The organism is Algoriphagus limi (assembly GCF_024919275.1).
In the GTDB taxonomy this organism is placed as follows: Bacteria; Bacteroidota; Bacteroidia; order Cytophagales; family Cyclobacteriaceae; genus Algoriphagus; species Algoriphagus limi.
Map to the genome: position 1 here is coordinate 1,411,288 of NZ_JANWGH010000001.1, position 25,615 is coordinate 1,436,902.

The window sequence follows — 25,615 nt, forward strand, 5'->3', positions numbered from 1 at the left end:
AATGGGATGGGTGATAATTTGAGCTAACTCAGTCCAAATGTTAAAAAATATTTTTATAAAAAAAATTGATTTTTCTTCAAACAAAATTCTGAAAAATACTGATTATCAGCATTTTATTTGTTCCAATAAAAGAAAAAGTAACTACTGATTCGAAAAATGTTTTTCATCCCAAGCAAGACGAATGAAAAAAAATTAAAAAATTTTTAAACGAAATCAGAAAGCTGTCCGAATTCCTTGTAATCAATCTCTTTTACCAATAAAATCAGACAATGCGCAAACTCCTGTTTACATATTTTCACTTCAAAAGGCCACTGATGTCCTTGTTCTATTTTGGTTTCTCCGGATCCAAATAAGCGCTCCATTTCTTCTTTACTATCGGACTGAACCAAAAGAAGATCCTTTTTCTCAGAAATATTAGAGATTAAAAACTTAGCTGTTCTGGTGTGAATAAGCATCTTGGAAAAATTTGAAGGCAAATTAGAAAAAGGTTGGAAACCAAAAATCCCATAAACTGGGTAATTTTTGACTTTTGAAGAAAATTGTCAGAAAATCAATGTGAAAATGAGAGGGTTGTAAAATATTTATAAAAAGGATGTCAGAAGCACCTCAATTAACTTGTTTTAATCTTGTCAATTAAATTATATTTGCGACTCATTTGGGAAGAGACCAAATGATTTCCCTATGGGCAGCTAGGGATACAACCTACAGAGAGTTGGGTGAGTGGCTTAAACCAGCAGTTTGCTAAACTGTCGTACGGGTCAAACCGTACCGGGGGTTCGAATCCCCCACTCTCTGCTTAATTTCTTGGCGGAGCTGGGAATGAAGTAATCAAAATCTCAAATGGAGATTTTCTACAAAAAGCTTTAAAATATTCGGGGTGTAGCGTAGCCCGGTTATCGCGCCACATTTGGGATGTGGAGGTCGCAAGTTCGAATCTTGCCACCCCGACTTAATATTTTATTGCGGACGAGGAAAAGTTTGATAGTGAATTATCTTCAGGCTGAAGAGCCTTCAGGTATCGCGGTTCGACCCTTTTAGTCCGAACAAAATCCTCATTTCGATCAATCGGAATGGGGATTTTTTTTACCCATCCAAAAAAACCAGCTTTTTGAGCCTTTCAGAGGCTTCTTGGGAACAGAGTCGCTCAGCAAAAAACCAAAAGCTTCCAAGCCTTCACTTCGCTCCAAGCTTATCTTCAAAACCCCCACCAGAGGAATAAATAATACCATTCCGGAAATCCCCCATAACCAGCCTCCCAACAAAATCGCTAAAATTACTGCCAAGGCATTGACTCGAACCTGGGAGCCTACGATCCAAGGAGTAATAATATTATTCTCCAACAATTGAATACTCCACAAAACTCCTAATGTCAAAAGAGGGAAAATAAAGGAATCAGTGGTCAAAAAGACATACAAAATGACGATTAAGGAAGATACCACCACTCCGACATAAGGAATCAAGTTCATGATGGCAATAAAAGCTGCAAACAAAAGGAAATACTTTACTCCAATAAGGAAAAAGAAAATCCCTGATAGAATAGCCACAATAATGGTAACCAGGATCATACCGGTCAAATAGGATTGAATCACGCGACCGGAATCCTTTGCCCATGTAAGTATTCTCTCTTTGCTTTTCTCAGAGTATCGGATCAAAAAAGCAACAAAGAAATCACGGTAATACATCAAAAGAAAAATGTAAAGCGGAATAATTCCGGCTAGTGTTAATGACTTTCCGGTCTCAAATAAGGTACTATTCAGATTTTCAACTTTCAAAATAGACCAAAGCTCACCTTGATGCTCTGGAAAAACGACCTGAGTCCCTAGCATGGAGTTGATCTGCTCCATGTATTTACCAACTTTTTGTACAAAATTCTCCCCAATCTCAGGTATATCCTTGATCAAGCCAATCATTTGATTGAGCAAAACATAAACAATCCCCAAAGCAACAAGGGTGACAATCAAAATGCTAAAAAGAATGGCCAAGCTCCTTGGCATCTTTTTTCGCTCCATCCAATCTGATAGCGGAGAAAGGGCAAATGCAAAAAACACTCCCCAAACCATAGGCACTAGGATAAAGGATCCTTCCCGAAGGACGATTGCACCAAAGACAATAATAATTAGAAAAAATGCCGTCTTTTTGAGTTTTTCCATGGTCTTTAATCATTCACAAGGGAATATAGTAATTCTTCAAAGGAAGTATTCCCCCAACTATCAAATTCCCTCCTGTGGATTGCTCGATTATTTATAAATTCCCAAAATGATTCTTTTGTAGAATCCTCAAACCAGACAACACCTAACAGCATTATGAAAAAACTATTTACCCTCCTCTTTTTTCTGCCAATAGCCTTATTCGCCCAAGTGGACACGATTAACGTCCAGAGCCAATTCATGAATAAAACTCTCAAAGCTGCAGTAACAGTACCTGGCAGCTATTATTCAGGGCAAAATCAATACCCAGTACTTTACCTTCTTCACGGAGGAAGTGGGGCCTTTAGTGATTGGCATCAAAAAGTAACCGAGCCAGGCTTAGTACCCAGATTAGCCAATGAATATCAAGTGATAATTGTAACTCCTGGAGTCGGGCCATCCAGCTATTATTATGACAGTCCACTGATGGACTCTGTGAAATATGAGAGTTACATGATCAAAGAATTGATTCCTTTTGTAGATAAAAACTACCGAACTCTTGCCAAAAAGGAATCAAGAGCGATAACGGGCTTATCCATGGGTGGCCATGGAGCCATGATGCTAGCTGCCAAACATCCTGATTTATTTGTTGCTGTTGGTACCATGTCAGGTGTTATGAATATCGACACAAGACTTTGGGAGGTTCCAGATGATTTCAGAAACCTACGTAGAACAGGCCAAAAAGAAATGCTTGGAGAAGATCTAAACTACGAGGCTCCTGATTTCAATCCATACACCATCGTAGGATTGGTAGATCAAATTCAGGAAAATGGCCATGCAATCATCATTGATTGTGGAGTGGATGATTTTTTAATCAAAACTAATCGTCAGTTGCGCCAAATGCTTTTGGAAAGAAAAGTCCCGCATGAATACATAGAAAGACCGGGGGCTCACACTTGGAAATATTGGACAGAAGCACTTCCAGTACACTTGCTTTTCTTTGACAGATATCTCCAAAGAAATTAAGTAATTCCATTCTTTGTACTTTAATTCGATTAGAAAGCAATCGGAATTCTTCCTTTAAATTTGCTTTTTGCGATAGCTTATTACCCCAGACTATGTCAAAATTTGATTCAATCAGACCTTTTTTTGATGCTGAAGCAAATAAGGCCATCTTGGAGATCTTAGATGACCCCATGCTAGTGGCTATGATGGAATTCACCTTTCCAGAAGACAAAACTGGATTATGGAAGGAGCTTATGCGTCATACCCATTCCCTTCGCGACTTCCAGATTAATTTCATCTATCCCGGACTCATGAAGGTTTTGGAAAGAACTTCTGACGGCTTGAGCACCTCGGGTTTTGAACAATTGGAGCCAAATACAGCCTATTTGTTTATTTCAAACCATCGGGATATAATTCTTGATACCTCTCTCCTTAATGCTTGTCTTTATGAAAATGGACTGGTAATGACTACCTCTGCTATAGGAGATAATCTTATCAAAAAACCATTCCTTTTGACGCTTTCTCGGCTAAACCGAAACTTTGCCATTAGGAGAGGATTAAAGGGTCGTGAACTTTTAGAAAGCTCTCAACTGGCCTCGGAATTTATTTTCAATTCTTTAAGCCATGAAAATCGTTCTGTTTGGATTGCTCAGCGGGAAGGACGTACAAAAGACGGCAATGACCTTACCCAAAAAGGAGTACTTCGAATGCTGACTTTAGCAGAAAAGGATGCCGAACCATTTTCTTACTTCCAAAAAGTACAGCTTGTACCAGTTTCTATTTCCTATGAATATGACCCTACGGATACGCTAAAAATCCCTGAGTTGATCGCAAAAGCCAGGGACGAAAAGTATATCAAAAGTGAGAATGAGGACTTTTTGAATTTGCTTCGAGGAATTATAGGAACCAAGAAGCGAATCCATATTTCAATTAATGGATTTTTAAATGAGGAGGTTGATGAAATTGCTGGACTAGATATTCCCTTATCGGAAAAATTGAGCCAATTGGCAGAAAAGATGGATGAAAAAATCTGGGAAGGTTATAGACTTTGGCCTAGCAATTTTATTGCTCATGATTTATTGCATTCCAAGGAGGAATTCAAATCCCATTACACCGAAAAGGAAAAGGCTGATTTTGAAAAGCGAATTGAAGCAAAAATCAATTCCAAAAATCCTGAGGAAGTTGAGAAATACCTATCCATGTATGCCAATCCGGTGGACAATAAGCGAAAAGTAGTCACTATTTCCTGAGGACATTATTTTCCTAATAAAGGAATAATTCCATCAAATTCTGGACACTTTTAGTGATATCATGTAACTTAAAAAAGAATTGAAATCATCACCTGGGTTTCAATTCTTTTTTAACCCGATAACCTTAAGCCATGCACCATAACCTCATCTGGTTGTTTGTTAGCCTGCTACTCACAATTACACCAGAAGAAAAAATTCCTATGGGTCAAATTTTGACTCCTTTGGGAGAAATCTTAATCCAATTAGATAATCGAACCCCCAATCATCGGGATAGCTTCATCCAACTTGCAGAAGCAGGATATTGGGATTCCTTAACATTCAACAGAGTAATTCCAGATTTTGTGGCTCAGGGAGGATGTCCAGATACTCCGGAAGGATTCAATGATCCAGAATATTTATTAGAACCTGAATTTCATCAAGAATTAACCCATGTATATGGTGCTGTCGGTGCTGGAAGAGATGATAATGAGGGTAAAGTTTCGGCCCGATGTCAATTTTACATCGTTCAAAATAAAGATGGCTTGCATCGTTTGGATGGAAACTACACCGTATTCGGAAAAGTCATTAAGGGAATGGATATCTTAGATCAAATTGTACATGTTGAAAGAGATGATCAAGATGAACCCTTAACACCAATTACACTGGATATCAATATTTTATACCTCTCTCCAAATGAAATAAAAAAGCTAACAACCCAAGAAAATTAAATTATGAATAAACCCATTCGAATCTTAGTAATCGGTTGTGGAAATATGGGAGCATCTCATGCAACAGCCTACCATCATATGCCTGAATTTGAAATTTGTGGTCTTGTTTCCAGAGGAGAAAGTAAAACTAGGCTCAATAATAAATTAGGTGTCAATTATGCACTTTTTGAAGATATGGATACTGCTTTGAATGAGACTAAGCCAGATGCAGTTTGTATTTCTACATATCCGGATACCCATGAAGAGTTTGCTTTGAAGGCCTTGGATCATGGATGTCATATTTTTATCGAAAAACCACTGGCAGATACCATAGAAGGAAGTCAGCGAATTATTGACAAAGCCAAAGAGACTGGCAAAAAGGTAGTAGTGGGCTATATCCTAAGGCATCATCCTTCGTGGATTCGCTTCATTGAAGAAGCCCAAAAAATGGGAAAACCGCTGGTGATGCGAATGAATCTAAATCAGCAAAGTCATGGCTTCATGTGGGATGTACATCGGAACCTAATGAAAAGCCTAAGTCCTATTGTGGACTGTGGAGTACATTATATTGATGTAATGTGTCAAATGACCCGATCTAAGCCAATGACGGTTTCAGCCATTGGTGCCCGAATGACAGACGATATTGCACAAGACAACTACAACTATGGACAACTTCAGATCCGCTTTGAAGATGGATCAGTTGGGTGGTATGAAGCTGGATGGGGTCCCATGATTTCAGAAACAGCCTTCTTTATCAAAGATGTTTTTGGACCAAAGGGGTCAGTTTCCATTGTCGCAAAAGATGCAGGTAGCAGTGGCAAATCTGATGACGTGGACTCCCATACAAAGACGGAATCTATCAGAGTTCACCATGCGGATATTGATGAGAAAAACCATTTCACTAAAAAGGACGAGTGGATTAATATGAAAGATGAACCAGGTCACCAAGAACTCTGTGATCGAGAGCAAGCCTATTTTCTAAGAGCAATTGAGGAAGATTTGGATTTGACCGATCATTTGGAAGATGCTTTGAATAGCCTGAAAATCGCATTTGCCTGTGATGAATCTGTGAAAACCGGTAAACTAGTCCATTTATAAACTTTTATTTCAACACAATGAAGAACAAATCCATCCTTATCACGGGAGGAGCAAGCGGAATTGGGCTAGCTATGGTACAGAAATTTGCCAGGGAAGGAAGCCAAGTTTATTTCATCGACTCCAATGTTCCTGCAGGTGAAAAAGTCAGGCATGATGAGCAAGAAAAAGGGCATTCGGTTAATTTTTGGCAAGCCGATGTGACTGATTTCGATTCTGTCAATCACCATATCCTTCGTCATCCCGGAAAATTCCATGTCCTCATCAATAATGCGGGGATATCCCATATTGGAAAAGTTGAAAATACCACCGAGGAAGATTTTGACCGCCTTTTCCAGGTCAATGTAAAAGGCATGTTCATTTGTACCAAAGCAGTTCTTCCCAAATTGATTCAGGATGGCGGAGGTTCTATTCTTAACATGTGCTCAGTAGCTGCTACCATGGGATTACCCGACCGGTTTGCTTACAGCATGACAAAAGGCGCTGCGCTTTCCATGACTTTCAGCATCGCACGTGATTATGTAGACAAAGGGATCCGATGCAATTGTCTCAGCCCTGGGCGAGTTCATACACCATTTGTGGATGATTTTCTTTCAAAAAACTATCCGGGTCAAGAACAGGAGATGTTTGAAAAGCTAGCAACCACACAACCCATAGGTCGAATGGCTTCTCCCGAAGAAATTGCCGAACTGGCTTATTTCATCAGTTCGGATGCCAGTGGATTTATTACTGGCGCCAACTATAACATTGACGGTGGATTCCTCCACTTAAAAATGTAAATTCAATTCATCCCAATTAACCTTACCATAACCTATTATGAAATTATTTCGATTTGGCCCAAAAGGACAAGAAAAACCAGGAATTCAAACGCCAGATGGAAAGAACTTAGACTGTTCAAGTTTTGGGGAAGATTGGAACGAAAATTTTTTCGCCAATGAAGGTCTCTATCGCTTGAGGCATTGGTTAGTTGACCATCAGGATTCCCTGCCGGAAGTTCCAAAAAATGCCCGGATAGGATCTCCGATTGCAAGGCCGTCTAAAATAATCTGCATTGGACTCAATTATCGAAAACATGCTGAGGAAGCAGGAATGCAAGTCCCAGAAGTTCCCATCATTTTCATGAAAGCTACTTCTTCCCTGAGTGGTCCTTATGACCCCATTTTCATCCCTAAAAACTCAAAACAAACTGACTGGGAAGTAGAATTGGCTGTGATTATTGGAAAGCGTGCCAAATATGTATCTGTTGAAGATGCTATGGATTATGTAGCTGGGTATACGGTTCACAATGATGTCAGCGAGCGTGACTTTCAACTTCGGCATGGAGGTCAATGGGTAAAAGGAAAAAGCGCGGATAATTTCGCGCCTCTTGGGCCTTTTTTGGTTACTACAGATGAAATCCCAGATCCTCATAATCTTCGTCTTTGGTTGAAACTAAATGGAAAAATCCTTCAAGACAGCAATACATCAGATCTCATTTTCGACCTCCCAACAATAATATCCCATCTCAGTCAGTACATGACTTTACTGCCGGGAGATGTGATTTCCACTGGGACTCCTTCCGGTGTAGGAATGGGGTTGAAACCAGAGCCTCGCTACTTGGAACATGGAGATGTAGTCGAGCTGGGTATTGAAGGTTTGGGAAGCTCCAGACAGGTAGCCATGAATGACCCTGAGGCATGAGAATAGACGCTCATCAGCACTTTTGGAAATATCATCCAAAAAGACATGAATGGATTGATGAAAGCATGAAATCCATCCGTCGGGATTTTTTGCCTACTGATCTAAAACCAATAATTGATCATGTTGGAATTGATGGTTGCGTAGCTGTTCAGGCAGAGGAAAGCTTAAAAGAAACAGACTTTTTGTTGGATTTAGCCGAGGAAAATGATTGGATTCAAGCTGTAGTTGGATGGGTGGATATTGGATCTTCGGATTTAAGTAAAACTATAGACCAATACAGCCATTTCACCAAACTCAAAGGTTTTCGGGAAATTCTGCAGGCCAAAGACCCAAAATACATGCTTCGAGAGGAGTTTATTAAAGGCCTACAGCTCCTTCACGCTAAAGGATATACCTACGATATTCTAGTCTATCCCCATCATTTATCTGCCGTTCTTGAATTGGTGAAAAAATGCGAGGGACATTCATTTGTAATAGATCATCTAGCGAAGCCTTATATTAAAGACGGAGAATGGAAAGAATGGAAAAAAGCCATGAAACCTATTGCCGAACGGGATTTCATGTACGCCAAAATCTCCGGATTAATCACAGAAGCAGATTGGAAAAATTGGAATAGCGAGCAAATCCTACCTTACATCGAAATTGCGCTTGAATTATTTGGCCCTGATCGATTGATGTTTGGAAGTGATTGGCCAGTCTGTTTGGTAGCAGGAGAATATGAAACTGTTTGGAGACTTATCGAAGACTTTACTTCTACCCTGTCTCCACATGAAAAAGACCAAATAATGGGTTTAACTGCCATGAAATTCTATAAAATCCCTCAAGCATGAATCTAAATCTTCAAAATAAAGTCATTTTGATTTCCGGGGGAGCCAAAGGGATTGGTGCTGCGATCAGCATAACCTTGATTGAAGAAGGAGCTATTCCGGTAATCATTGACCCTTCATCTGAAGGAGAGCAATTAGTGGAATTGGCTAATGGGAAAGCCCTTCATATTCCTCTACGATTAACTGAGGAAGAGCAGGCAAAAAATGTCGTTCAACAGAGCATTGAAAAATTCGGTAAAATCCATGGCTTGGTGAATAATGCCGGAGCAAATGATAGTATAGGACTTGAAAACGGAACCCCCAAAGATTTTTTGAATTCACTATCCAAAAACCTTCTCCATTATTACAACCTAGCTCATTTTGCTCTTCCTTATTTGAAAACTACAAAAGGGAGTATTGTAAATATCTCTTCCAAAACGGCTATCACAGGACAAGGAGGCACATCCGGCTACGTTGCTGCTAAAGGTGCTCAATTGGCACTTACCAGAGAATGGGCAGCAGAATTACTCCCCTATCACATCCGAGTAAATGCAGTAGTACCAGCCGAGGTGATGACCCCTTTGTATAAAAATTGGCTGGGAACCTTTCCGGATCCTGAAGCCAAATTAAAGGAAATCACTGATCGAATTCCCTTAGAAAAACGAATGACGCTACCCGAAGAGATCGCTTCCATGGTTGTCTTTCTGCTTTCTGAAAAAGCATCTCACATCACTGGTCAACATCTATTCGTAGACGGTGGCTATACCCATCTTGACCGAGCCCTATGAAATCCAAAGCCCCACTTGTCCCAAAACAGCTACTTATTCCATTTATCCTGATTACTTCCCTTTTTGCACTTTGGGGTTTTGCCAATGATATTACCAATCCCATGGTAGCTGCATTTAAGCGGGTTTTGGAACTGAATAATGTACAGGCTTCTTGGGTTCAATTGGCTTTCTATGGAGGCTATTTTACCATGGCTCTCCCTGCTGCTTTCTTTATCAAAAAATACTCCTATAAAACTGGGGTTCTACTTGGGTTGGGACTTTATGCCTTTGGAGCCTTACTATTTTATCCCGCCGCCTCTTGGGAAAGCTATGGTTTTTTCCTCGCCTCCCTCTACATTCTCACATTTGGATTGGCATTTTTGGAGACGACAGCCAATCCCTACATACTTTCCATGGGACCAGAGGAAACTGCGACTCAACGACTCAACTTAGCCCAAGCATTTAATCCAATGGGCGCTTTGGCCGGTCTTTTTGTTGCAAAACAATTCATCCTCAACTCTCTCCAATCAAATGCAACCGATGAAAATGGTTTGATCATTTATGAGAACTTAGGGGAATCTGCAAAGGCTGCTATCCGAACGAATGACCTAATGGTAATTCGAGATCCTTATGTGATGCTGGGGCTCGTGGTTTTGGGAATCTTGGTTTTGATTGCCTTGATCAAAATGCCTGAAAACAAGGATAATTCCGGGAAAATCGACTTTTGGCCTACGATGGGCAGGTTGTTTTCCAATCCCAATTTTGTGGAAGGAACCCTTGCCCAGATGTTTTATGTAGGAGCTCAAATTATGGCCTGGACATACATTTACCAATACGCTGAGGCTATGGGAATTGATAATGCCTCAGCAGTGAACTATGGCTATGCGGCGCTGATTGTCTTCTTGCTCGGAAGGTGGGTATGTACATTTCTGCTACGCTTTATCTCCGGTCCAAAGCTGCTGACCATTTTCTCTATTCTTGCAATGGGGTTCACTTTAGGAGCTATTTTCTTACCCGGAATGATTGGTCTTTATAGCTTGGTAGGAATCAGCTTTGCCATGTCCTTGATGTTCCCTACGATCTATGGAATTGCACTTGAAGGTCTGGGAGAAGACTCCAAATTTGCAGCAGCATTTCTTGTTATGGCTATCGTAGGAGGTGCCATTATGCCAACCTTGCAAGGATTAATTCTGGATTGGGGAGGAAGCGGATATACCGATATCGAGATTCTAGGGGTATCCGAAGTTCGCTTTTCATTCATTTTACCACTCATTTGTTTTCTGATGGTTGCTCTATTTGCGATTAGGGTCAGAAAAATTTAAACCCAAAAAGCCATGCAGACTTTCGTACTGATTTGTGATTTGAAAGATGAACCAGAAGCTATCGAAGCTTATGTCGCTTGTCACCAGGCTGTTTCACCGGAAATTTTAGAAAGTATACAGGTCGCTGGTATTCTTGAAATGAGTATCTATCGCTGGCAAAATCGACTAACTATGGTCATGAAAACGGATGATGGCTTTACCTTCGAGAAGAAAGCTAGGCTTGATAATGCAAATCCAAAAGTTCAGGAATGGGAAGCATTTGTAGGCCAATATCAAACCAATCTACCTGGTACTCCACCAAATTGGCGATGGGCTTTGATGGAGAGGATTTTTGAATTTAAAGCAGTAGAAAAAAAATAACCTTCACATGAAACGAATTGGAGCACTTCTAGTAATTCTGTTTTTAACAAAAATGGCTTTTGCACAAAATCATATCATCCCGCTATGGGAAGGAACTCCTCCCCTACAAAAAGAAATGGATCTCAAGGAAGAAGCTGTTCAGGAAGGTATTCTCCGAATTTCCAACGTGCAAAAGCCCACAATTGAAGTTTATTTACCCACCAAACAAATTGCCACCGGAGAAGCAATAGTGATTTTCCCTGGAGGAGGATATGGAATCCTGGCCTATGATTGGGAAGGAACTGATTTTGCGAAATGGCTTAATTCTCAAGGAATAGCAGGTATTGTAGTCAAATACAGACTTCCTATTTCCAAATCCTTAACAGATCCAAAGGAGGTTCCTTTGCTTGATTCTCAGCGGGCAATCCGTTTAGTGAGACAGCATGCTTCTGAATGGAATATTAACCCTGATAGAGTGGGGATTATGGGATTTTCTGCCGGAGGACATCTAGCGTCCACCCTCAGCACCCAATACGATCATTCAATTGATCGAGACCAGGATTCCATTGATCAACTATCCGCAAGACCTGATTTTTCCATCTTGGTTTATCCGGTCATAACTTTCAATGATCGATTTACCCATGGCGGATCCAAGAAAAACCTACTCGGGGAAAGTCCTGATCCTGAATTGGTGAAGCGTTTTTCCAATGAACTCAATGTGAACGAAAATACCCCTCCTACATTTCTTGTGCATGCACAGGATGACCAAGCAGTTCCATTGGAAAACAGCACGCTTTATTATCAAGCTCTACATGCTAACCAGGTGAAAGCTTCCCTTCACATCTATCCTACTGGAGGTCATGGATTTGCCTTTGGAATGGGTCGTGTAGCTGTTGAAAGCTGGAGAGACACACTTCTGGATTGGATAAAAAACCTAGAATAATGTCCATTAAAGTAATCGCCTTCGATGCCGATGATACCCTTTGGGTGAATGAACCTTTCTTCCGAGAGGCAGAAGAAAAATTCTGCTCACTTCTTGAAGATTTTATGCCCGCCCATGCCATTCTCAAAGAATTGTATCATACGGAAATCAGCAATTTGAAACTGTATGGCTATGGAATTAAAGGTTTTATGCTCTCCATGATAGAGACAGCTATGAGGATTTCTAATAACCAAGTACCCATCGCCCTGGTAGAAAAGGTCATTCAAATCGGTCAGGAAATGCTCGAAAAACCAGTGGATTTACTACCCGGTGTAGAAGAAGTACTCCAAAATCTTAATGGAGATTTTCGGATGGTTCTAGCTACTAAAGGAGATTTGGTCGATCAAGAGCGGAAACTGAAAAAATCAGGTTTGGAAAAATACTTCCACCATATCGAAATCATGAGTGAAAAACGCACGGAAGATTTTGCAAAACTTATCCGTCATTTAGATGTGGCCCCAGAGCATTTCGTCATGCTAGGGAATAGCCTGAAGTCGGATATCCTTCCTGTCTTGGAATTGGGAGGTCATGCTATTCATATTCCTTTTCACATCACTTGGATTCATGAACAAGTCCATCATGAGGTCAAGCACGAAAGATTTGCTTCGGTTGAAAACATCCAACTTGCAGCCGCATTGATCCGAGAAATGTAAAATTTTGAGCCTTTTACATGAAATACGATAGGCTGCAATCCAATTATCACTTGATTCTCGGCTATAAAAAAAAGTTTATGTATAAGAAAAGCGCCCCCACATTCTTCGTTCTCATTCTCATTTTAAATATTCTGAGTGCTTGTCAATCAAAAGAAAAGCAAGCACCAAATATTATTTTTTTCCTTGTTGACGATATGGGCTGGCAGGACACTTCAGTGCCTTTTTGGTCGGAAAAGACGCAATTCAATAACCTGTACAAAACGCCAAATATGGAAAAACTGGCTGCTCAGGGAATGATATTTACTCAAGCTTACGCTTATGCAGTTTGCTCTCCTAGCCGAACCAGTCTGATGACCGGAATGAATGCCGCTCGGCATCGTGTTACAAATTGGACACTTCGATACAATACTTCCACAGACAGCAGGGATTCAGTACTTCAAATGCCAAGTTGGAATGTCAATGGACTTCAACCTGTAGATACAATCGAAAACTCGATTTATACCAATACGCTACCACATATCCTAAAAGAAGAGGGGTATTTCACTATTCATTCCGGCAAGGCACATTGGGGATCTGGGGGAACTCCGGGAGCAAACCCATTAAATCTAGGTTTTGACGTGAATATCGCTGGTCATGAAGCAGGAGCGCCTGCCTCCTATCAAGGAGAAAACAACTACGCTAGCTCAACCGATGATAAGACCTGGAACGTACCCGGCTTGGAAAAATATTATGGTAAGCCTATCAACTTGACAGACGCTCTAACGCTTGAGGCCATCGAAGCTATGGATCAGGCTCGGACAAAAAACAAGCCTTTTTACCTCTACATGGCTCATTATACAGTTCATGTACCTTTGGAGCCTCACCATCCTTACTACCAGAAATACAAAGATTTAGGTTTGGATGAGCGCGAAGCCCGCTATGCTTCCATGATAGAAGGAATGGACAATAGTTTGGGTCAATTGATGGATTATTTGGAGGAAAATGGAATAGCGGATAACACGATCATCCTATTCATGTCTGACAATGGAGGGCTAAGTGCTCATGCTAGAGGTGGTGAACCCCATACTCATAATTGGCCGCTGAAAAGCGGAAAGGGCTCTGCATATGAAGGTGGGATTCGAGTTCCAATGATGGTAAGTTGGCCGGGAACGGTTCAAGCTGGATCGAAGTCAAGTTCACCTTTAATCATCGAAGATTTCTTTCCGAGTATTTTAGAAATGGCGGGTATTCAGGACTATGAAACCATCCAAAAAGTAGATGGAAAATCATTTTTACCAAGCTTAAAGCAAGAGCATATTTCTAATACCGAGGATAGAAGCCTCGTTTGGCATTTTCCCAACAAATGGGGCGGAACTGGCCCTGGGATTGGAACAACAAGCACTATAAGAAAAGGAGACTGGAAGCTTATCTATTGGTATAAAAACCAAAAACTGGAACTATACAACCTTGCAGAGGATATTCAAGAGGAGAATAATTTAGCCAGTCAAAACCCTGAAATAGTTGGACAACTTGCCACTGAACTCGGGGATTACCTTCGAAGTGTAAATGCTCAGCGTCCTAGCTTTATTGAAACAGGCAAACCAGCTCCATGGCCGGATGAAATTGAAATAAACTGATTTATCGTTTTCCAGCCAAAATCTGTCCCATCACCTCATCTAATTGGTCCGCTCCTAATCGTTTTAGGACGATTCTTTTATCCTGATCCAAAATGTAAATAGTCGGGGTGCTTTTGACATCATAAACAGCATGAACTTGAGCATTTCCATTTGGATCTACAGCATGAACCCAGTCAGCAATTTCTGTTTCTTTTACATAATCCCAACATCCTCCTACCTCATCGCCTGTCTTCATACAGACAGCCATAATCTCAACCCCCTGATCTTTATATTTTTCAAAAAAACTCCTCAAAATTGGAGTTGAAGTCTGACAAGCTCCACAATCATACCTCCAAAAATAAAGCACGGTGTAGGGAGAGTTTAGCTCATGTAAGGTAACTGATGATCCATCTTGCCTTTGAAGTTTAAGGTCAGGGGCGACTTTCCCTATCAATAAAGGCTCAAGCGTTTTGGCATTACTTACGATCTTCTCCAATTGCTCAGGATCCGTCCAATCAGCCTGCCCTTTAGCATAATAATTCAATGCAAGATGGACATACACCGCATCCATTCCGATAATCTTGGATCGGGCATAGGTGTTTAAAAAATGAATCAAATAGAATTTGAAAGTCTCTTCGGATGGTTTTGCCTCTTTCAATATCCAATCTATAGATTGAATGAGAGAATCTGGATTTTGATAAGTTAGTCGCTGAATGTAATTATCAATTCGGGAGAAGAGAAAAGGAGTCCTCAGCATTCGAGGGTCGGAAATATCCAGATTATCAAAATAATGGTCTTTGGTAAAGCGATATTGACTCATTTGAATCTCCTCAGGACTTCCTTCAAAGTCAGGATAGTCCATCGGCAAATTAGCTTTGATAATCGCTGCAGTAAAACTTTCTGGATGTTCCTGAATCAACTTGTCCTGATATTCCCGGACTTCAATGTTGATTTGATCGAGTTGAGACTGGATATTTTGTTGGGAAGCTTGGTCAGCACTGTTTGAAAGTTCTTCCTGAAGTTTCGTTGACTGAGGCCTTTTTTCTTCTAGGAAATGAAGGTATTCATAGAAGAGCTCATTATCTGGTGCAAATTGAAATGAAATATCCTGCATATAGTTGTCTTTGGATGTAGAGACAGAAAAGCTCTGTTCATCTTCGTCAACTATCAATTGAAAAAAGCTATTATCAGGCTCCATGACAACCATGTAAATCCCAGGCTCAAGTGTCTCTTCTCCAGTAAAAACAAACCTGCCGTTTGAGTCTCGCTGAACTGTATCCTTCACGTATTGCTTGTCCCCGTAATAGTAGGCAAGGTACAAGTTTGGGTGATCATACTCTGTGATTTCTACTTCGATTCGATGTCCTTGTTGGGCATACAATGAAAATCCAACAAAAAGAGTGAAAATGGATATAAGTAATTTTTTCATAGTGTTCGAGGCTGTTGGTACAAGATAAACAGATTAGTCAAGTCACGCTAATGCTGCCCAATTCGAAAAAAGGTCAACTGAAGAATTTACTTATCAGTTTTTTGCCAGCTTCTTCAAAGCCACATTGACCTGAGAAAGTGGATATCCTCCTAAAATCCCACGAAAAGAACCGGAAGGATGAATAACCACAAAACTTCCGCATGGATAAGGATATTTAAAAAATTGATTTCGGAAAACATCATCTGGATCCTCTCGCCAAGAAATCAACCCTTCATATTTTTCCAATCCACTAGGCTCCAAATAAATATAAATCGGTTCGGTAGCTCCATATTTTTCAGCCCATTTGAGAAGGGTTTTATGTTCTTTTTGGAAGGAAGTTGCATTATTTCCTAGACCAGAGGAATTGCATTCATCTTTTCCCGGATAGTAAATCACAAGGAGCATTTTACCCTCTTGAAAAGCCTTCAATTGCCCCGTTTTTTCATAAAAAATTCGCGGATTATCTACCAATCCAACAGGCATCCGATGAACCAGCATCTTACCACCTTTTCCATCAGGAATTCCAAAATAAGGTCCTTCGAGAATCTGCTGCTCAAAAAAATCCCTACTAATTTCCCTACCTAGTTCATCACGATATCCAGTTTGTGCTGAAGAGTAAACTGGTCCAAGAAGGAAAACTAGAAAAAAACATACTTTCAGGAAGGATGACATATTGTCAATAAAATCTAGGATTTGAATATCACAAACCTAATTAATCGAAATAAGATCACATCAGACTAAATGCTCCTTTAGTCAAGATCATCGCGTTTTCATCCAATTCAGAAAGTGGGATAACTTCCACAAATCTGTTTTTTGAAATCCCTACTTTTACTTTAATCGGTTCCAATTCAAAACCAGTTTCAGTTTTGGATTTTTGAATTAAAATAAAATTCTCATCCTCCACTTCGACGACTGCTGTTTCAGGTAAAACTTTCACCAATCGATCTTCCAAGTCCAACTCTGCTTCGACATACATTCCTGGGACCAAGGACTTCTCTAACTCATCATCTAAAATATGAGCATGAATCAATACCTGTCGATCCTCATTGATGGATTGACTGATAACATATATTTCAGCCATGATTTCCTGAACATCCAGATCAGGGATTGAAATCCTAACTTTTTGACCAGTCTTGATTTTTGCAGCATCTTTTTCATATGCGATCAATTCGATATGCAGATGATCTCGATTCAATAAAGTAAGGGCACGGCTTGTTTCACTGATATATGCTCCGGGAACCACATCGATGGTTTCCACAAAGCCATTAATCGGTGAAAATACAGGGATTTTTGAGCGGATATTTTCAGGCTGAAGTGCATCTACATTGATGGACAACATAGCCAATTGCTTGGTTAATCCAGCCAACTTTGCCTGAGTGGTTTTGTACTCTGCTTCAGCTTTCAAAAAGTTCTTTTGAGCGGAAATCTGCTCAGAATACAAGGTCTTTTGGCGCTCATATTCAGCTTGCAAGTAATCCAATTGCCCTTTCGATTCTAGATATTCCTGCTGCAAGCGAACAAACTCTGGATTTTCCAAATAGAAGAGAATTTGACCTTTTTTGATTTGCTGACCTTCAATCAGTTTGAGATCGGAAACATAGCCCCCATAGATGGCAGTAATTTCCTGTCTGCCCTCTGTAGGCACCCGAACCATTCCCAGTAAGCTTAAATGCTCGGAGAAATTCCGCTCCTCGAAATTTCCCCAAGTCATATTCAATGCCGCAAATTGCGCATTGGAAAGTTCAATCTGCTCGACTGAAGCGACTGCTTCTTCTACTTCTATTCCCTCCATTTCATTGGAAGAATTTCCACAGGAAAACAAAACAGAGAAGGTAAAAAGCGATGTGATATATGGAATAATTTTTTTCATCAGATAGAAAGATAAATGAGTTCTAGGGTAGCCAATTGGTATTCAAGTTTACTTTCCAGGTATTGGATCCGAATATTTCGGGAATTTTCTAGCAGTTGAACGAATTGAAGGAAATCGATCTCCCCCTCTTGAAAAGATCGGCTTGCCTGGGTCTCAAGTTGATCAGCCAAGTTTCGTCCCTCTTCTTGATAATACTCCAGGACACTTTGGGCTTTTTGAATTTGCTTTTCCAATTGGGCCTTTTTCGCTTCCAAAGACATTACTAATGCCGATGCCTCCAGCTCCAGCTGTTCTTCATAAATACTAGCTGCTTTTACTTTGGATTTATAAGACCCAAAAAACAAAGGAACTGTCACACCGGCCTGAAAACCAGGATAAACTCGGGCTTCAGGACCTGGGTTGGTACCTCGGAAAAGTTCGAAATTCAAATCCGGAAGCATAACCCTTCTTACTTCTTTGACAGCAAAAGAGGCTTGTTTTTGTTGGGCTTCCATCCAAAGTTCCATAGGATGAACGGGATTCTCCAAATTCAATAATTCCAAATCAGGTTCTTCCTCTTCCAAAATCAAGGTGTCAGTGGTATTAAGTAGCCGCTGAAGGCTAATCAGGGAAGTAGCAAAATCCTGTCTAGCAGCCCTCAATCTTAAACCAACTTCCTGTAATTTGCTTTCTGCTGTCAGTTTTTCCAAGAGATTACTTTCACCCAATTCAAAACGTCGGCTTGCTGCTCTAGCAAATTGACCGTAAAGGCTATCCAAATAGTATAAATTTCGAATAGACTCCCTCCAATAAAATGTCTGCACGTAAGCCATCCCCACAGCCTTCTCCACTTCCCGCTTCTTTAGCAAAAATTCCGCATTGGTTTTCTCAGTTTGAGCTCTAAAAATTGCTGTCCGAGCTCCATAAACAGAAGGAAACTCTAATTGCTGTTGAACTCTCCATACCCGATTATAAATACCATTTTCAGCAATATCGTTTTTGTCATAGCCATAAGAAACCGAGGTTTTACCTATATCCCAACCTGCCCCGATCAATGATTCCGAGCGATCAATTGCCTTTCGGGAAGATTGAAGGTCCACGTTCTGTTCATTAGCTAATTGAATAGCTTGTTGAAGTGAAATAGATGAGCTTTCCTGCCCAAAAACCGGGGCAAGTGTTACCATAAAAAGAACCAAAAATGCTCCAAGATTTTTGCCTGATCCACTCAATGAAATTTTGGTTTGATGAAACATGTAATAAAGAACCGGCAATACGAGTAAGGTCAATAAGGTAGCAGAAACCAATCCGCCGACAACCACCGTTGCCAAAGGCCTTTGAACTTCTGCTCCTGCAGAACCGGAAACCGCCATTGGCAAAAAGCCCAATGCAGCTGCTGAAGCCGTCAAAAGAACAGGTCGAAGTCGCTCTTTGGCTCCAAAAATCACTAGATCACGCACAGAATCGAATTTGGATTCCAAAGATTTGAAATGCTCGATCAACACGATTCCATTCAAAACAGCAATCCCGAATAGTGCGATAAAGCCCACTCCTGCCGAAATACTGAATGGCATATCCCGCACCCAAAGCAATAACACTCCTCCGATGGCTGAAAGCGGAATAGCTGAATAAATCATCAGGGCATCCTTGCTGGATGAAAAAGCGAAATACAACAGGATAAAAATCAAAACCAATGCTACCGGAACAGCGATTAGAAGTCTAGAACGCGCCTGCTGAAGGTTTTCAAATTGTCCCCCATAGTCCACTCGATAGCCTTCCGGGAGGACAATTCGCTGCCCAATGATCTGCTGAATATCATCCACCACAGACTGCAAATCCCGATTTCGAACATTCACACTGACCACTACCCTTCTTTGAGTATTATCACGGGAAATTTTAGCTGGGCCTTTTGTGTAGGATATATCTGCTAATTCTGAAAAAGGAATGGAGCGACCGTCTGAAAGCTTGACGGTAGTATTCTGTAAACTTTGAAGATCTTTTCTGAAATCCTTATCAAATCGGACTACCAAATCAAATTGACGCTCTCCTTCGAAAACTGTTCCTGCAGCTTCGCCCGCAAATCCCATAGTAACGATGGAATTCAAATCAGAAATATTGAGACCGTATTTGGCGATTTTAGAGCGGTCATATTCAATTTTCATTTGAGGCAGACCGTCCACTTTTTCTAAAATGATATCAGCTGCACCTTCAACATTTTGAATTGCTGCCTCCACTTCCTGACCTAACCGAAGCAATTCATCTAAATCTTCCCCAAAAATCTTAATCGCTAAATCTGCCCGAACACCCGTAATCAATTCATTGAACCGCATTTCTATGGGTTGGGTAAATTCAAAATCCAAACCTGGAATGATTTCTAATGCTTCTTTGAATTTGTCCGCCAATTCATCTTTAGTCTCGACAGTAGTCCACTCACTTGGAGGATGTAAAGTCACGATCACATCACTTTCCTCCATGGACATAGGATCAGTTGGGATTTCGGCTGCGCCGATACGAGTTACGACTTGTTTTACTTCCGGAAATTCTAGAAGAATCTTCTCAATACTTGTAATTGTCTCAACAGTACTGTTAAGGGAAGTCCCTGTTTTCAATACAGGTTGAATTACAAAATCTCCTTCATCAAGAGTAGGAACAAATTCCGAACCCATGGTTGAGAAAATCAAAATTGCGGAAATCAAAATCCCTACGGCAAAAAGAAGAACAGCTTTTCCATGGTCCAAAGCCCATCGAAGTGTGGGATCATAGGCTTTATTGATAGCCTTGATTATCCGAACTGAAATATTCTTGGGGCCTTGAACAGTAGATTTCAAGAAAAGCGAAGAGGCCACAGGGACATAAGTCAATCCTAAAATCATTGCTCCAATCAAAGCAAAGCTGAATACTTCAGCCATAGGTCGAAACATTTTTCCTTCAACCCCTGAAAGCGAAAGGATAGGAATAAAGACAATGATGATGATAATCTGACCAAAGATGGCGGAATGCATCATTTTGGAAGATCCCTCGAAGGAAATTTTATCTCGCTCGAACTTTCGATCTTCTTTCGCCAAACCTGATAAAATTTCTGAGGACTTTGTGAATCGATAGGCGATATACTCTACGATAATTACCGCTCCATCAATGATAATCCCAAAGTCAATCGCTCCTAAGCTCATCAAATTTGCATCTACGCCAAAAATGAACATAAGCGAAAGTGCAAAAAGCAAACTGAGCGGGATAACAGAAGCGACCACCAAACCCGATCGCAAATTCCCCAACAACAAAACCACTACAAAAACCACGATCAAACAACCTAAAATCAGGTTTTCAGCGATCGTGAAAGTAGTTCGACCAATCAATTCAGATCGGTCCAAAAACCCATTGATATAAATCCCCTCAGGAAGAGACCCTTCAATTTCGGATATCCGTTCGCGTACTAGATCGATGGTTCGCTTAGAGTCTGCTCCCTTTAACATCATGATCTGACCTAATACTTTTTCACCTTCACCATTTGCAGTAATGGCTCCAAATCGATTGGCAGCACCAAAGCCGACCGTGGCAATATCCCGGATGAAAATCGGTACTCCCGAACGGGTTGTTACCACAATTTGACCTATGTCATCCAAAGAAGTCGTTAATCCCTCACCTCGGATAAAGTAGCTTTGATTGCTTTTTTCTATGTATCCTCCACCGGCTACTGAGTTGTTTTTCTGAAGAGCTGTGAAAACTTCCTCAATACTCAAATCCATCGCACGCAAACGCTCAGGATTTATGGCAACTTCATATTGTTTCAAAAAGCCTCCCCAAGTATTCACTTCTACTACTCCAGGAATTCCTGCTAATTGACGTCGGACAACCCAATCCTGAATCGTTCGCAAATCAGTAATGGAGTATTGATCTTCATAGCCGGGTTTTACGTCGATAATATATTGGTAAATCTCGCCAAGGCCGGTTGAGATCGGTCCCATAAAAGGACTTCCAAAACCTTCTGGAATCCGTTCTTGAGCAATTTTGATTCGCTCAGCGATCAATTGTCGGGGTAAATAGGTCCCCAAGTCATCTTCAAAAACGATGGTTACTACTGAAAGCCCAAATTTCGAAATGGAGCGGATTTCTTTCACCCCAGGCAAATTTGCCATCTCCAATTCTACCGGGTAAGTGAGGTATTTTTCTACATCCTCAGTAGCTAAATTGCGGGAGGTAGTGATTACCTGAACCTGATTATTGGTTACATCAGGTACTGCACCAATGGGAATATTTGTGAGGGAATAAATACCAAATCCAATCCATAAAAGGATAAAAATGCCGATTAGTAGCTTATTGGCTAAACTCCATCGGATAATCGAATCTAACATAGGTCAGTCTCTGTTCTTTAACAAAGATGCCTACCTTCTCTTAGGTTTGATTTAGGATATTCTTAAGATTTCCTTAAAATTCAGGTATTCCAAAGCAAGCGGAACTTACTTCCTTTGTCTTCTTCACTTTCAACCGAAATCTGAATATTCAATTCATCGCAAAGCTTTTTAACGATTGCCAAGCCCAATCCAGCTCCAGGCTTTCTACTTCCCAAAACGCTATCTCCTCTATAAAAAGGATCAAAAATCCGCTTTTGATCTTCCATTGAAATACCAGGGCCTCTATCCTCTACCTCAAGAAAAACCTCTTTCCCATCTTTTCCTAAAATGACCTCAATGGGCTTTGATTCATCAGCATATTTGATTGAGTTATCTACCAAATTGTCTAAAATAATCTGAAGCGATTTTTCATTGGTCTTTAAAAAAATAGGATGGCCCACTTGTGGAAGAAAATTGATTTCTCGGTCTGTATTTAGCTTTTTCTGAAAAACATAATCCTCACAAAACGCCAAGAGATCTAGCTCCTCCAAGATGATTGACTGACCGCTTTCCACCCTAGCCAACACCAACAATTGCTCAATAGTGGCCGTCATCCGGTCAATACTTTGCAAAGCCAGCTGGATTTTTTGCTGATATTCTTCTTGAGTTCGAGGCTTTCGAATCATTACCTCTAGCGTACCACGTAAAACAGAGAGTGGCGTCCGCAACTCGTGGGAAGCATCTGAGGTAAATTGCTTCTCCCTCTTCAAGGCTTGCTCTAATCTATTGAGCAAATCATTAATGGATCGGGTAAGCTGCTCAATTTCATCATTGGGACCAGAAAGCGGGATTCGCTCATTCAGATTGGACTGTGTAATTAAATTAGTCTTCTGAATGATCTGCCGAATAGGTTGAATACTCTGATCCGCTTGATTACGCATGATCAGAAAAAGAGAAATCAAAATCACCGGATACAAAACCAAAAGCACATTCCTCAAGTTAGTTAAGGTTTCCCGGGCGTCCTCAAAAGATTTGGCTACCAACAAATAACCTTCAATCATTCCTTGATTGTAAAGCGGAATCTGCATTTGTCTAAGTTCTCTTGACCCAGCTTGAACCGTCCAAGCCTCACCGCTTCCTGCTCGATCCGGAAAAAAACTAAGATGATTATTGAGCAAATTCGGTGAGCGGTCCATGCTATTTCCCTCTGCATCCACGATTTCAATAAAAATCGGATTCAGTTGAAGTTGGCTGTGCTCTTCCTCCTGCCATTCTCCTTTATGTATGAAGCGGATTTCTCCATTTACCAAAAAAATCTGGCTTTTATGCTCATCAGTTTCCAGCTGCAGATCTCGATCGATATTGGTAACGACTGTCAACCGGACTACCCCATATATGATCGCAAACACCACCAGAATTATCATAGCAGTGGTAGCCGTCAATCTTCGGGCAATCCGCTCTTTGTATGAAATACTCATGGTTCCTTAGCCATATATCCCACTCCCCGAATAGTTTGAATATAGTCTTCTTCCTTATTCAGGTTTAATTTTTTGCGAAGAGAATTGATATATACGTCAATTACCCCAGTGTTGTATTCAAAATGAATATCCCAGACATGTTCGATGATCCGCGTCCGGCGACAAACCCGATTTTTATTACTCACCAAATATTCCAAAAGCGCAAATTCCTTTTGAGTAAGGGAAATTTCCTGGCCACTTTTTAATACCTGATGGGCTGCAGGGTTAATTTGAATATCACCGAGTTCCAGGATTTTTTCGGCAGCTGGATTCTTCCGCAATTGCACTCGGATTCTTTCCAAAAGTTCCTCGAAGTGAAATGGCTTTTTGATATAGTCATTCGCCCCAGCTTGAAGCCCAAAAACGGTTTCATCCACTGTGTCTTTGGCGGTAAGAAAAATAATGGGAGTTGAAGGCTGCTCCTTTCTAAAAACCCTGGTAAGTTCAATCCCACTCATTCCGGGTAGCATCCAATCTAAAAGCAACAAGTCATAAGCTCCCGATAAAGCAAGCTCCAGCCCATCCTTTCCGTTATCGGCAACGTCAACGGCATAACTCTCTTCCTCCAAGCCTTGCTTTAAGAAATTGGAAATTCCCGGTTCATCTTCCACAACGAGTATTCTCATACCCTAAAATTTCGGGAATTTTGGGAAAAAGGAAGCTTATTTAGCTTAAAGTTTACTTAATTTTTAAAAAGCTTGACTTCGAAAGGATTAAAAAAGGACCTGAAAAAAGGTGATTTCATAGATTTAGAAAACAACTTGAAAGATTTACGCAAATTCCATTTGTCTCTCCTTAACCTTCCTCTTCTTGGATGACTTTTTCTTTTTCCGCTTATTCCACCAAATCAACGTACCAGTAATAGGAAGTGAGGTAGCAATGAGACAGGCAATGAACCAGATAAACTTGGTAAAAGACCCAAATATTTCACCGGTATGAAGACTTTTTACAGAGCGACCGATTTGCTGTCGAGTCGACATATCTGAAAACAAATTCATCTCTGACACCGACAAATCCGCCTGATTTAAGGTGAGTTGATCCGCTCCGGCTCGAGCAAAAAAACCTGTTCGGTACTTATTGATAGAAATAGCCTGCTCATCATTTTGAGGCAGAGAAATCCGAAGGTTGCCGGCATAAGGGAGGGCTTCATTTGCTTTCGAAACTGCCTGATCCAAAGAAAAATCTAAAGCTGGACCCGGAACCACTTTTTCAGCTTCCTCTCCCTTTTTCGCTTCTCTAGGAGCTTGGTAGGTGTCCCAGGTTTTCTGCCATCCTTCGCGATACCACTGAAAGGACCAAAACAAACCTGTGGCAGACATGATAAACAAGGCGGTCAAGGAATAAAAAGCCAAAGTATTGTGCAGGTCATGATTAATTCTTTTCCAATTACCTGACCACTTGATCTTCAAACCTTGTTTCCAGCTTTTCACTTTTTGCGGCACCCAGATTACCATTCCGGTCAAGACACCCAAAAGAAACAAAGAGGTAGCTATTCCATTGATTAATCTACCCAATTCCCGATTGCTCATTGATTCTAAAATCGGTTCTTCAATCCGGTCAATTAAAAGCCAACGGTGCAGCGAAAATTGTGTACTCATAAACTCCTCAGCAGCGGTCCGCTCGGAGTTATCGGCTAAAATCTCTCCGGTGTAAGGATTTACAAAATAGGTGGTTCCTCTCCCCTTTTCTCCCTCTTTCAAAAGTGTAAACTGTACTGATCTATCCGCATCCTCGTGTACAAAGGCAGCAGTTACTTCCCCATTCAATTGGGATTCCAACCCACTTTTTAATTCATCCAAGGATTTCATTTCCCCAGAGGGCTCTACAAAATAACGTTCAGAATCTGCCCATTCCTTGATTTCAGTATTATACACGTAAATCGTTCCACTAAGACAAACCAATATCACGATGATTCCAGAAATCAATCCAGCATACAAGTGAATATCATTGAATAGTTTTCGGACGGTTTTCCAAGTGGATTTTGAACGGGCCATTTTCTTATTCTTATTTAGACTGTGTCAAAATTAAAAGAAAATCTTTTATTATTAAGACTAATTCTAAAAAAAATAAATCCTGCAAAAAGCTTTTTTCAAAAGCCCTCTGAAAAGGGAAAAAAGAATCGAAAGTCTTTATCTTTCCAACAGAAAAAT

General features: G+C 40.6%; 22 protein-coding genes and 2 tRNA genes. 15 read left to right on the forward strand and 9 right to left on the reverse strand.

Going from position 1 to position 25,615, the window contains the following annotated elements:
• Nucleotides 1–203: 203 nt before the first annotated feature.
• Complete coding sequence (locus tag NY014_RS06140; protein WP_259413680.1) at nucleotides 204–455, reverse strand: hypothetical protein; 252 nt, start codon at nucleotides 453–455, stop codon at nucleotides 204–206.
• Nucleotides 456–706: 251 nt separating this feature from the next.
• On the opposite strand from NY014_RS06140, the gene NY014_RS06145 reads away from it, so the two are divergent.
• Both NY014_RS06145 and NY014_RS06150 read left to right on the forward strand, forming a co-directional pair.
• A tRNA-Ser gene (locus NY014_RS06145) sits at nucleotides 707–795 on the forward strand.
• Nucleotides 796–873: 78 nt separating this feature from the next.
• A tRNA-Pro gene (locus tag NY014_RS06150) sits at nucleotides 874–948 on the forward strand.
• 113 nt (nucleotides 949–1,061) lie between these two features.
• Here NY014_RS06150 and NY014_RS06155 read toward each other — a convergent pair.
• Nucleotides 1,062–2,150, reverse strand: coding sequence for an AI-2E family transporter (locus NY014_RS06155; protein WP_259413681.1), 1,089 nt, complete (start codon nucleotides 2,148–2,150; stop codon nucleotides 1,062–1,064).
• Nucleotides 2,151–2,387: 237 nt separating this feature from the next.
• On the opposite strand from NY014_RS06155, the gene NY014_RS06160 reads away from it, so the two are divergent.
• From NY014_RS06160 to NY014_RS06220, 13 genes are all read left to right on the forward strand, one after another.
• Nucleotides 2,388–3,152 carry an alpha/beta hydrolase gene (locus NY014_RS06160; RefSeq protein WP_354003166.1) on the forward strand — a complete coding sequence of 255 codons (765 nt, stop codon included), beginning with the start codon at nucleotides 2,388–2,390 and terminating at the stop codon, nucleotides 3,150–3,152.
• A gap of 92 nt (nucleotides 3,153–3,244) precedes the next feature.
• Nucleotides 3,245–4,381: a 1-acyl-sn-glycerol-3-phosphate acyltransferase gene (locus NY014_RS06165; protein ID WP_259413683.1), complete on the forward strand. Its 1,137-nt coding sequence runs from the start codon at nucleotides 3,245–3,247 to the stop codon at nucleotides 4,379–4,381.
• A gap of 131 nt (nucleotides 4,382–4,512) precedes the next feature.
• A complete protein-coding gene (locus NY014_RS06170) occupies nucleotides 4,513–5,088 on the forward strand; it encodes a peptidylprolyl isomerase (protein WP_259413685.1) in 576 nt (191 codons plus the stop codon).
• Nucleotides 5,089–5,091: 3 nt separating this feature from the next.
• On the forward strand, nucleotides 5,092–6,165 hold the full coding sequence (locus NY014_RS06175) for a Gfo/Idh/MocA family protein (protein WP_259413687.1): 1,074 nt from the start codon (nucleotides 5,092–5,094) through the stop codon (nucleotides 6,163–6,165).
• 17 nt (nucleotides 6,166–6,182) lie between these two features.
• Nucleotides 6,183–6,941, forward strand: coding sequence for an SDR family NAD(P)-dependent oxidoreductase (locus NY014_RS06180; RefSeq protein WP_259413689.1), 759 nt, complete (start codon nucleotides 6,183–6,185; stop codon nucleotides 6,939–6,941).
• A 37-nt stretch (nucleotides 6,942–6,978) separates the two neighbouring features.
• Complete coding sequence (locus NY014_RS06185; RefSeq protein ID WP_259413690.1) at nucleotides 6,979–7,842, forward strand: fumarylacetoacetate hydrolase family protein; 864 nt, start codon at nucleotides 6,979–6,981, stop codon at nucleotides 7,840–7,842.
• Nucleotides 7,839–8,672: an amidohydrolase family protein gene (locus NY014_RS06190; RefSeq protein ID WP_259413691.1), complete on the forward strand. Its 834-nt coding sequence runs from the start codon at nucleotides 7,839–7,841 to the stop codon at nucleotides 8,670–8,672. The genes NY014_RS06185 and NY014_RS06190 overlap by 4 nt, the downstream gene beginning before the upstream one ends.
• Nucleotides 8,669–9,436 (forward strand): L-fucose dehydrogenase, encoded by a 768-nt coding sequence (locus NY014_RS06195; protein WP_259413692.1) that lies wholly within the window; start codon nucleotides 8,669–8,671, stop codon nucleotides 9,434–9,436. Before NY014_RS06190 ends, NY014_RS06195 begins: the two co-directional genes overlap by 4 nt.
• Nucleotides 9,433–10,737: an L-fucose:H+ symporter permease gene (fucP, locus tag NY014_RS06200; protein WP_259413693.1), complete on the forward strand. Its 1,305-nt coding sequence runs from the start codon at nucleotides 9,433–9,435 to the stop codon at nucleotides 10,735–10,737. The genes NY014_RS06195 and fucP overlap by 4 nt, the downstream gene beginning before the upstream one ends.
• A gap of 12 nt (nucleotides 10,738–10,749) precedes the next feature.
• A complete protein-coding gene (locus tag NY014_RS06205) occupies nucleotides 10,750–11,097 on the forward strand; it encodes an L-rhamnose mutarotase (RefSeq protein WP_259413694.1) in 348 nt (115 codons plus the stop codon).
• Between the two features lie 7 nt (nucleotides 11,098–11,104).
• The gene (locus NY014_RS06210; RefSeq protein WP_259413695.1) at nucleotides 11,105–12,019 is read left to right on the forward strand and encodes an alpha/beta hydrolase; all 915 of its coding nucleotides are present in this window, start codon (nucleotides 11,105–11,107) and stop codon (nucleotides 12,017–12,019) included.
• Complete coding sequence (locus NY014_RS06215; protein ID WP_259413696.1) at nucleotides 12,019–12,711, forward strand: HAD family hydrolase; 693 nt, start codon at nucleotides 12,019–12,021, stop codon at nucleotides 12,709–12,711. Before NY014_RS06210 ends, NY014_RS06215 begins: the two co-directional genes overlap by 1 nt.
• Nucleotides 12,712–12,788: 77 nt before the next feature.
• The gene (locus NY014_RS06220; protein WP_259413697.1) at nucleotides 12,789–14,327 is read left to right on the forward strand and encodes a sulfatase; all 1,539 of its coding nucleotides are present in this window, start codon (nucleotides 12,789–12,791) and stop codon (nucleotides 14,325–14,327) included.
• Between the two features lies 1 nt (nucleotide 14,328).
• Here NY014_RS06220 and NY014_RS06225 read toward each other — a convergent pair whose 3' ends face one another.
• The 7 genes from NY014_RS06225 to NY014_RS06255 all read right to left on the reverse strand — a co-directional run bounded on the left by NY014_RS06225 (nucleotide 14,329) and on the right by NY014_RS06255 (nucleotide 25,459).
• Nucleotides 14,329–15,735 (reverse strand): TlpA family protein disulfide reductase, encoded by a 1,407-nt coding sequence (locus tag NY014_RS06225; protein ID WP_259413698.1) that lies wholly within the window; start codon nucleotides 15,733–15,735, stop codon nucleotides 14,329–14,331.
• Nucleotides 15,736–15,828: 93 nt separating this feature from the next.
• Complete coding sequence (locus NY014_RS06230) at nucleotides 15,829–16,446, reverse strand: hypothetical protein (protein ID WP_259413699.1); 618 nt, start codon at nucleotides 16,444–16,446, stop codon at nucleotides 15,829–15,831.
• Nucleotides 16,447–16,501: 55 nt separating this feature from the next.
• Nucleotides 16,502–17,644 carry an efflux RND transporter periplasmic adaptor subunit gene (locus tag NY014_RS06235; RefSeq protein ID WP_259413700.1) on the reverse strand — a complete coding sequence of 381 codons (1,143 nt, stop codon included), beginning with the start codon at nucleotides 17,642–17,644 and terminating at the stop codon, nucleotides 16,502–16,504.
• Nucleotides 17,644–21,969, reverse strand: a complete 4,326-nt coding sequence (locus NY014_RS06240; protein ID WP_259413701.1) for a CusA/CzcA family heavy metal efflux RND transporter — start codon at nucleotides 21,967–21,969, stop codon at nucleotides 17,644–17,646. The genes NY014_RS06235 and NY014_RS06240 overlap by 1 nt, the downstream gene beginning before the upstream one ends.
• A gap of 80 nt (nucleotides 21,970–22,049) precedes the next feature.
• On the reverse strand, nucleotides 22,050–23,426 hold the full coding sequence (locus NY014_RS06245) for a sensor histidine kinase (RefSeq protein WP_259413702.1): 1,377 nt from the start codon (nucleotides 23,424–23,426) through the stop codon (nucleotides 22,050–22,052).
• Entirely contained in the window at nucleotides 23,423–24,091 is a 669-nt protein-coding gene (locus NY014_RS06250) for a response regulator transcription factor (protein ID WP_259413703.1), read from the reverse strand. The genes NY014_RS06245 and NY014_RS06250 overlap by 4 nt, the downstream gene beginning before the upstream one ends.
• A gap of 144 nt (nucleotides 24,092–24,235) precedes the next feature.
• Nucleotides 24,236–25,459: a PepSY-associated TM helix domain-containing protein gene (locus NY014_RS06255; protein ID WP_259413704.1), complete on the reverse strand. Its 1,224-nt coding sequence runs from the start codon at nucleotides 25,457–25,459 to the stop codon at nucleotides 24,236–24,238.
• Nucleotides 25,460–25,615 lie beyond the last annotated feature (156 nt).

Bases quoted from the DNA above. Each gene is read 5' to 3' on its own strand.
- NY014_RS06140 (WP_259413680.1), bottom strand. From the start codon at position 455: ATGCTTATTCACACCAGAACAGCTAAGTTTTTAATCTCTAATATTTCT.
- NY014_RS06155 (WP_259413681.1), bottom strand. From the start codon at position 2,150: ATGGAAAAACTCAAAAAGACGGCATTTTTTCTAATTATTATTGTCTTT.
- NY014_RS06160 (WP_354003166.1), top strand. From the start codon at position 2,388: ATGAATAAAACTCTCAAAGCTGCAGTAACAGTACCTGGCAGCTATTAT.
- NY014_RS06165 (WP_259413683.1), top strand. From the start codon at position 3,245: ATGTCAAAATTTGATTCAATCAGACCTTTTTTTGATGCTGAAGCAAAT.
- NY014_RS06170 (WP_259413685.1), top strand. From the start codon at position 4,513: ATGCACCATAACCTCATCTGGTTGTTTGTTAGCCTGCTACTCACAATT.
- NY014_RS06175 (WP_259413687.1), top strand. From the start codon at position 5,092: ATGAATAAACCCATTCGAATCTTAGTAATCGGTTGTGGAAATATGGGA.
- NY014_RS06180 (WP_259413689.1), top strand. From the start codon at position 6,183: ATGAAGAACAAATCCATCCTTATCACGGGAGGAGCAAGCGGAATTGGG.
- NY014_RS06185 (WP_259413690.1), top strand. From the start codon at position 6,979: ATGAAATTATTTCGATTTGGCCCAAAAGGACAAGAAAAACCAGGAATT.
- NY014_RS06190 (WP_259413691.1), top strand. From the start codon at position 7,839: ATGAGAATAGACGCTCATCAGCACTTTTGGAAATATCATCCAAAAAGA.
- NY014_RS06195 (WP_259413692.1), top strand. From the start codon at position 8,669: ATGAATCTAAATCTTCAAAATAAAGTCATTTTGATTTCCGGGGGAGCC.
- fucP (WP_259413693.1), top strand. From the start codon at position 9,433: ATGAAATCCAAAGCCCCACTTGTCCCAAAACAGCTACTTATTCCATTT.
- NY014_RS06205 (WP_259413694.1), top strand. From the start codon at position 10,750: ATGCAGACTTTCGTACTGATTTGTGATTTGAAAGATGAACCAGAAGCT.
- NY014_RS06210 (WP_259413695.1), top strand. From the start codon at position 11,105: ATGAAACGAATTGGAGCACTTCTAGTAATTCTGTTTTTAACAAAAATG.
- NY014_RS06215 (WP_259413696.1), top strand. From the start codon at position 12,019: ATGTCCATTAAAGTAATCGCCTTCGATGCCGATGATACCCTTTGGGTG.
- NY014_RS06220 (WP_259413697.1), top strand. From the start codon at position 12,789: ATGTATAAGAAAAGCGCCCCCACATTCTTCGTTCTCATTCTCATTTTA.
- NY014_RS06225 (WP_259413698.1), bottom strand. From the start codon at position 15,735: ATGAAAAAATTACTTATATCCATTTTCACTCTTTTTGTTGGATTTTCA.
- NY014_RS06230 (WP_259413699.1), bottom strand. From the start codon at position 16,446: ATGTCATCCTTCCTGAAAGTATGTTTTTTTCTAGTTTTCCTTCTTGGA.
- NY014_RS06235 (WP_259413700.1), bottom strand. From the start codon at position 17,644: ATGAAAAAAATTATTCCATATATCACATCGCTTTTTACCTTCTCTGTT.
- NY014_RS06240 (WP_259413701.1), bottom strand. From the start codon at position 21,969: ATGTTAGATTCGATTATCCGATGGAGTTTAGCCAATAAGCTACTAATC.
- NY014_RS06245 (WP_259413702.1), bottom strand. From the start codon at position 23,426: ATGAGTATTTCATACAAAGAGCGGATTGCCCGAAGATTGACGGCTACC.
- NY014_RS06250 (WP_259413703.1), bottom strand. From the start codon at position 24,091: ATGAGAATACTCGTTGTGGAAGATGAACCGGGAATTTCCAATTTCTTA.
- NY014_RS06255 (WP_259413704.1), bottom strand. From the start codon at position 25,459: ATGGCCCGTTCAAAATCCACTTGGAAAACCGTCCGAAAACTATTCAAT.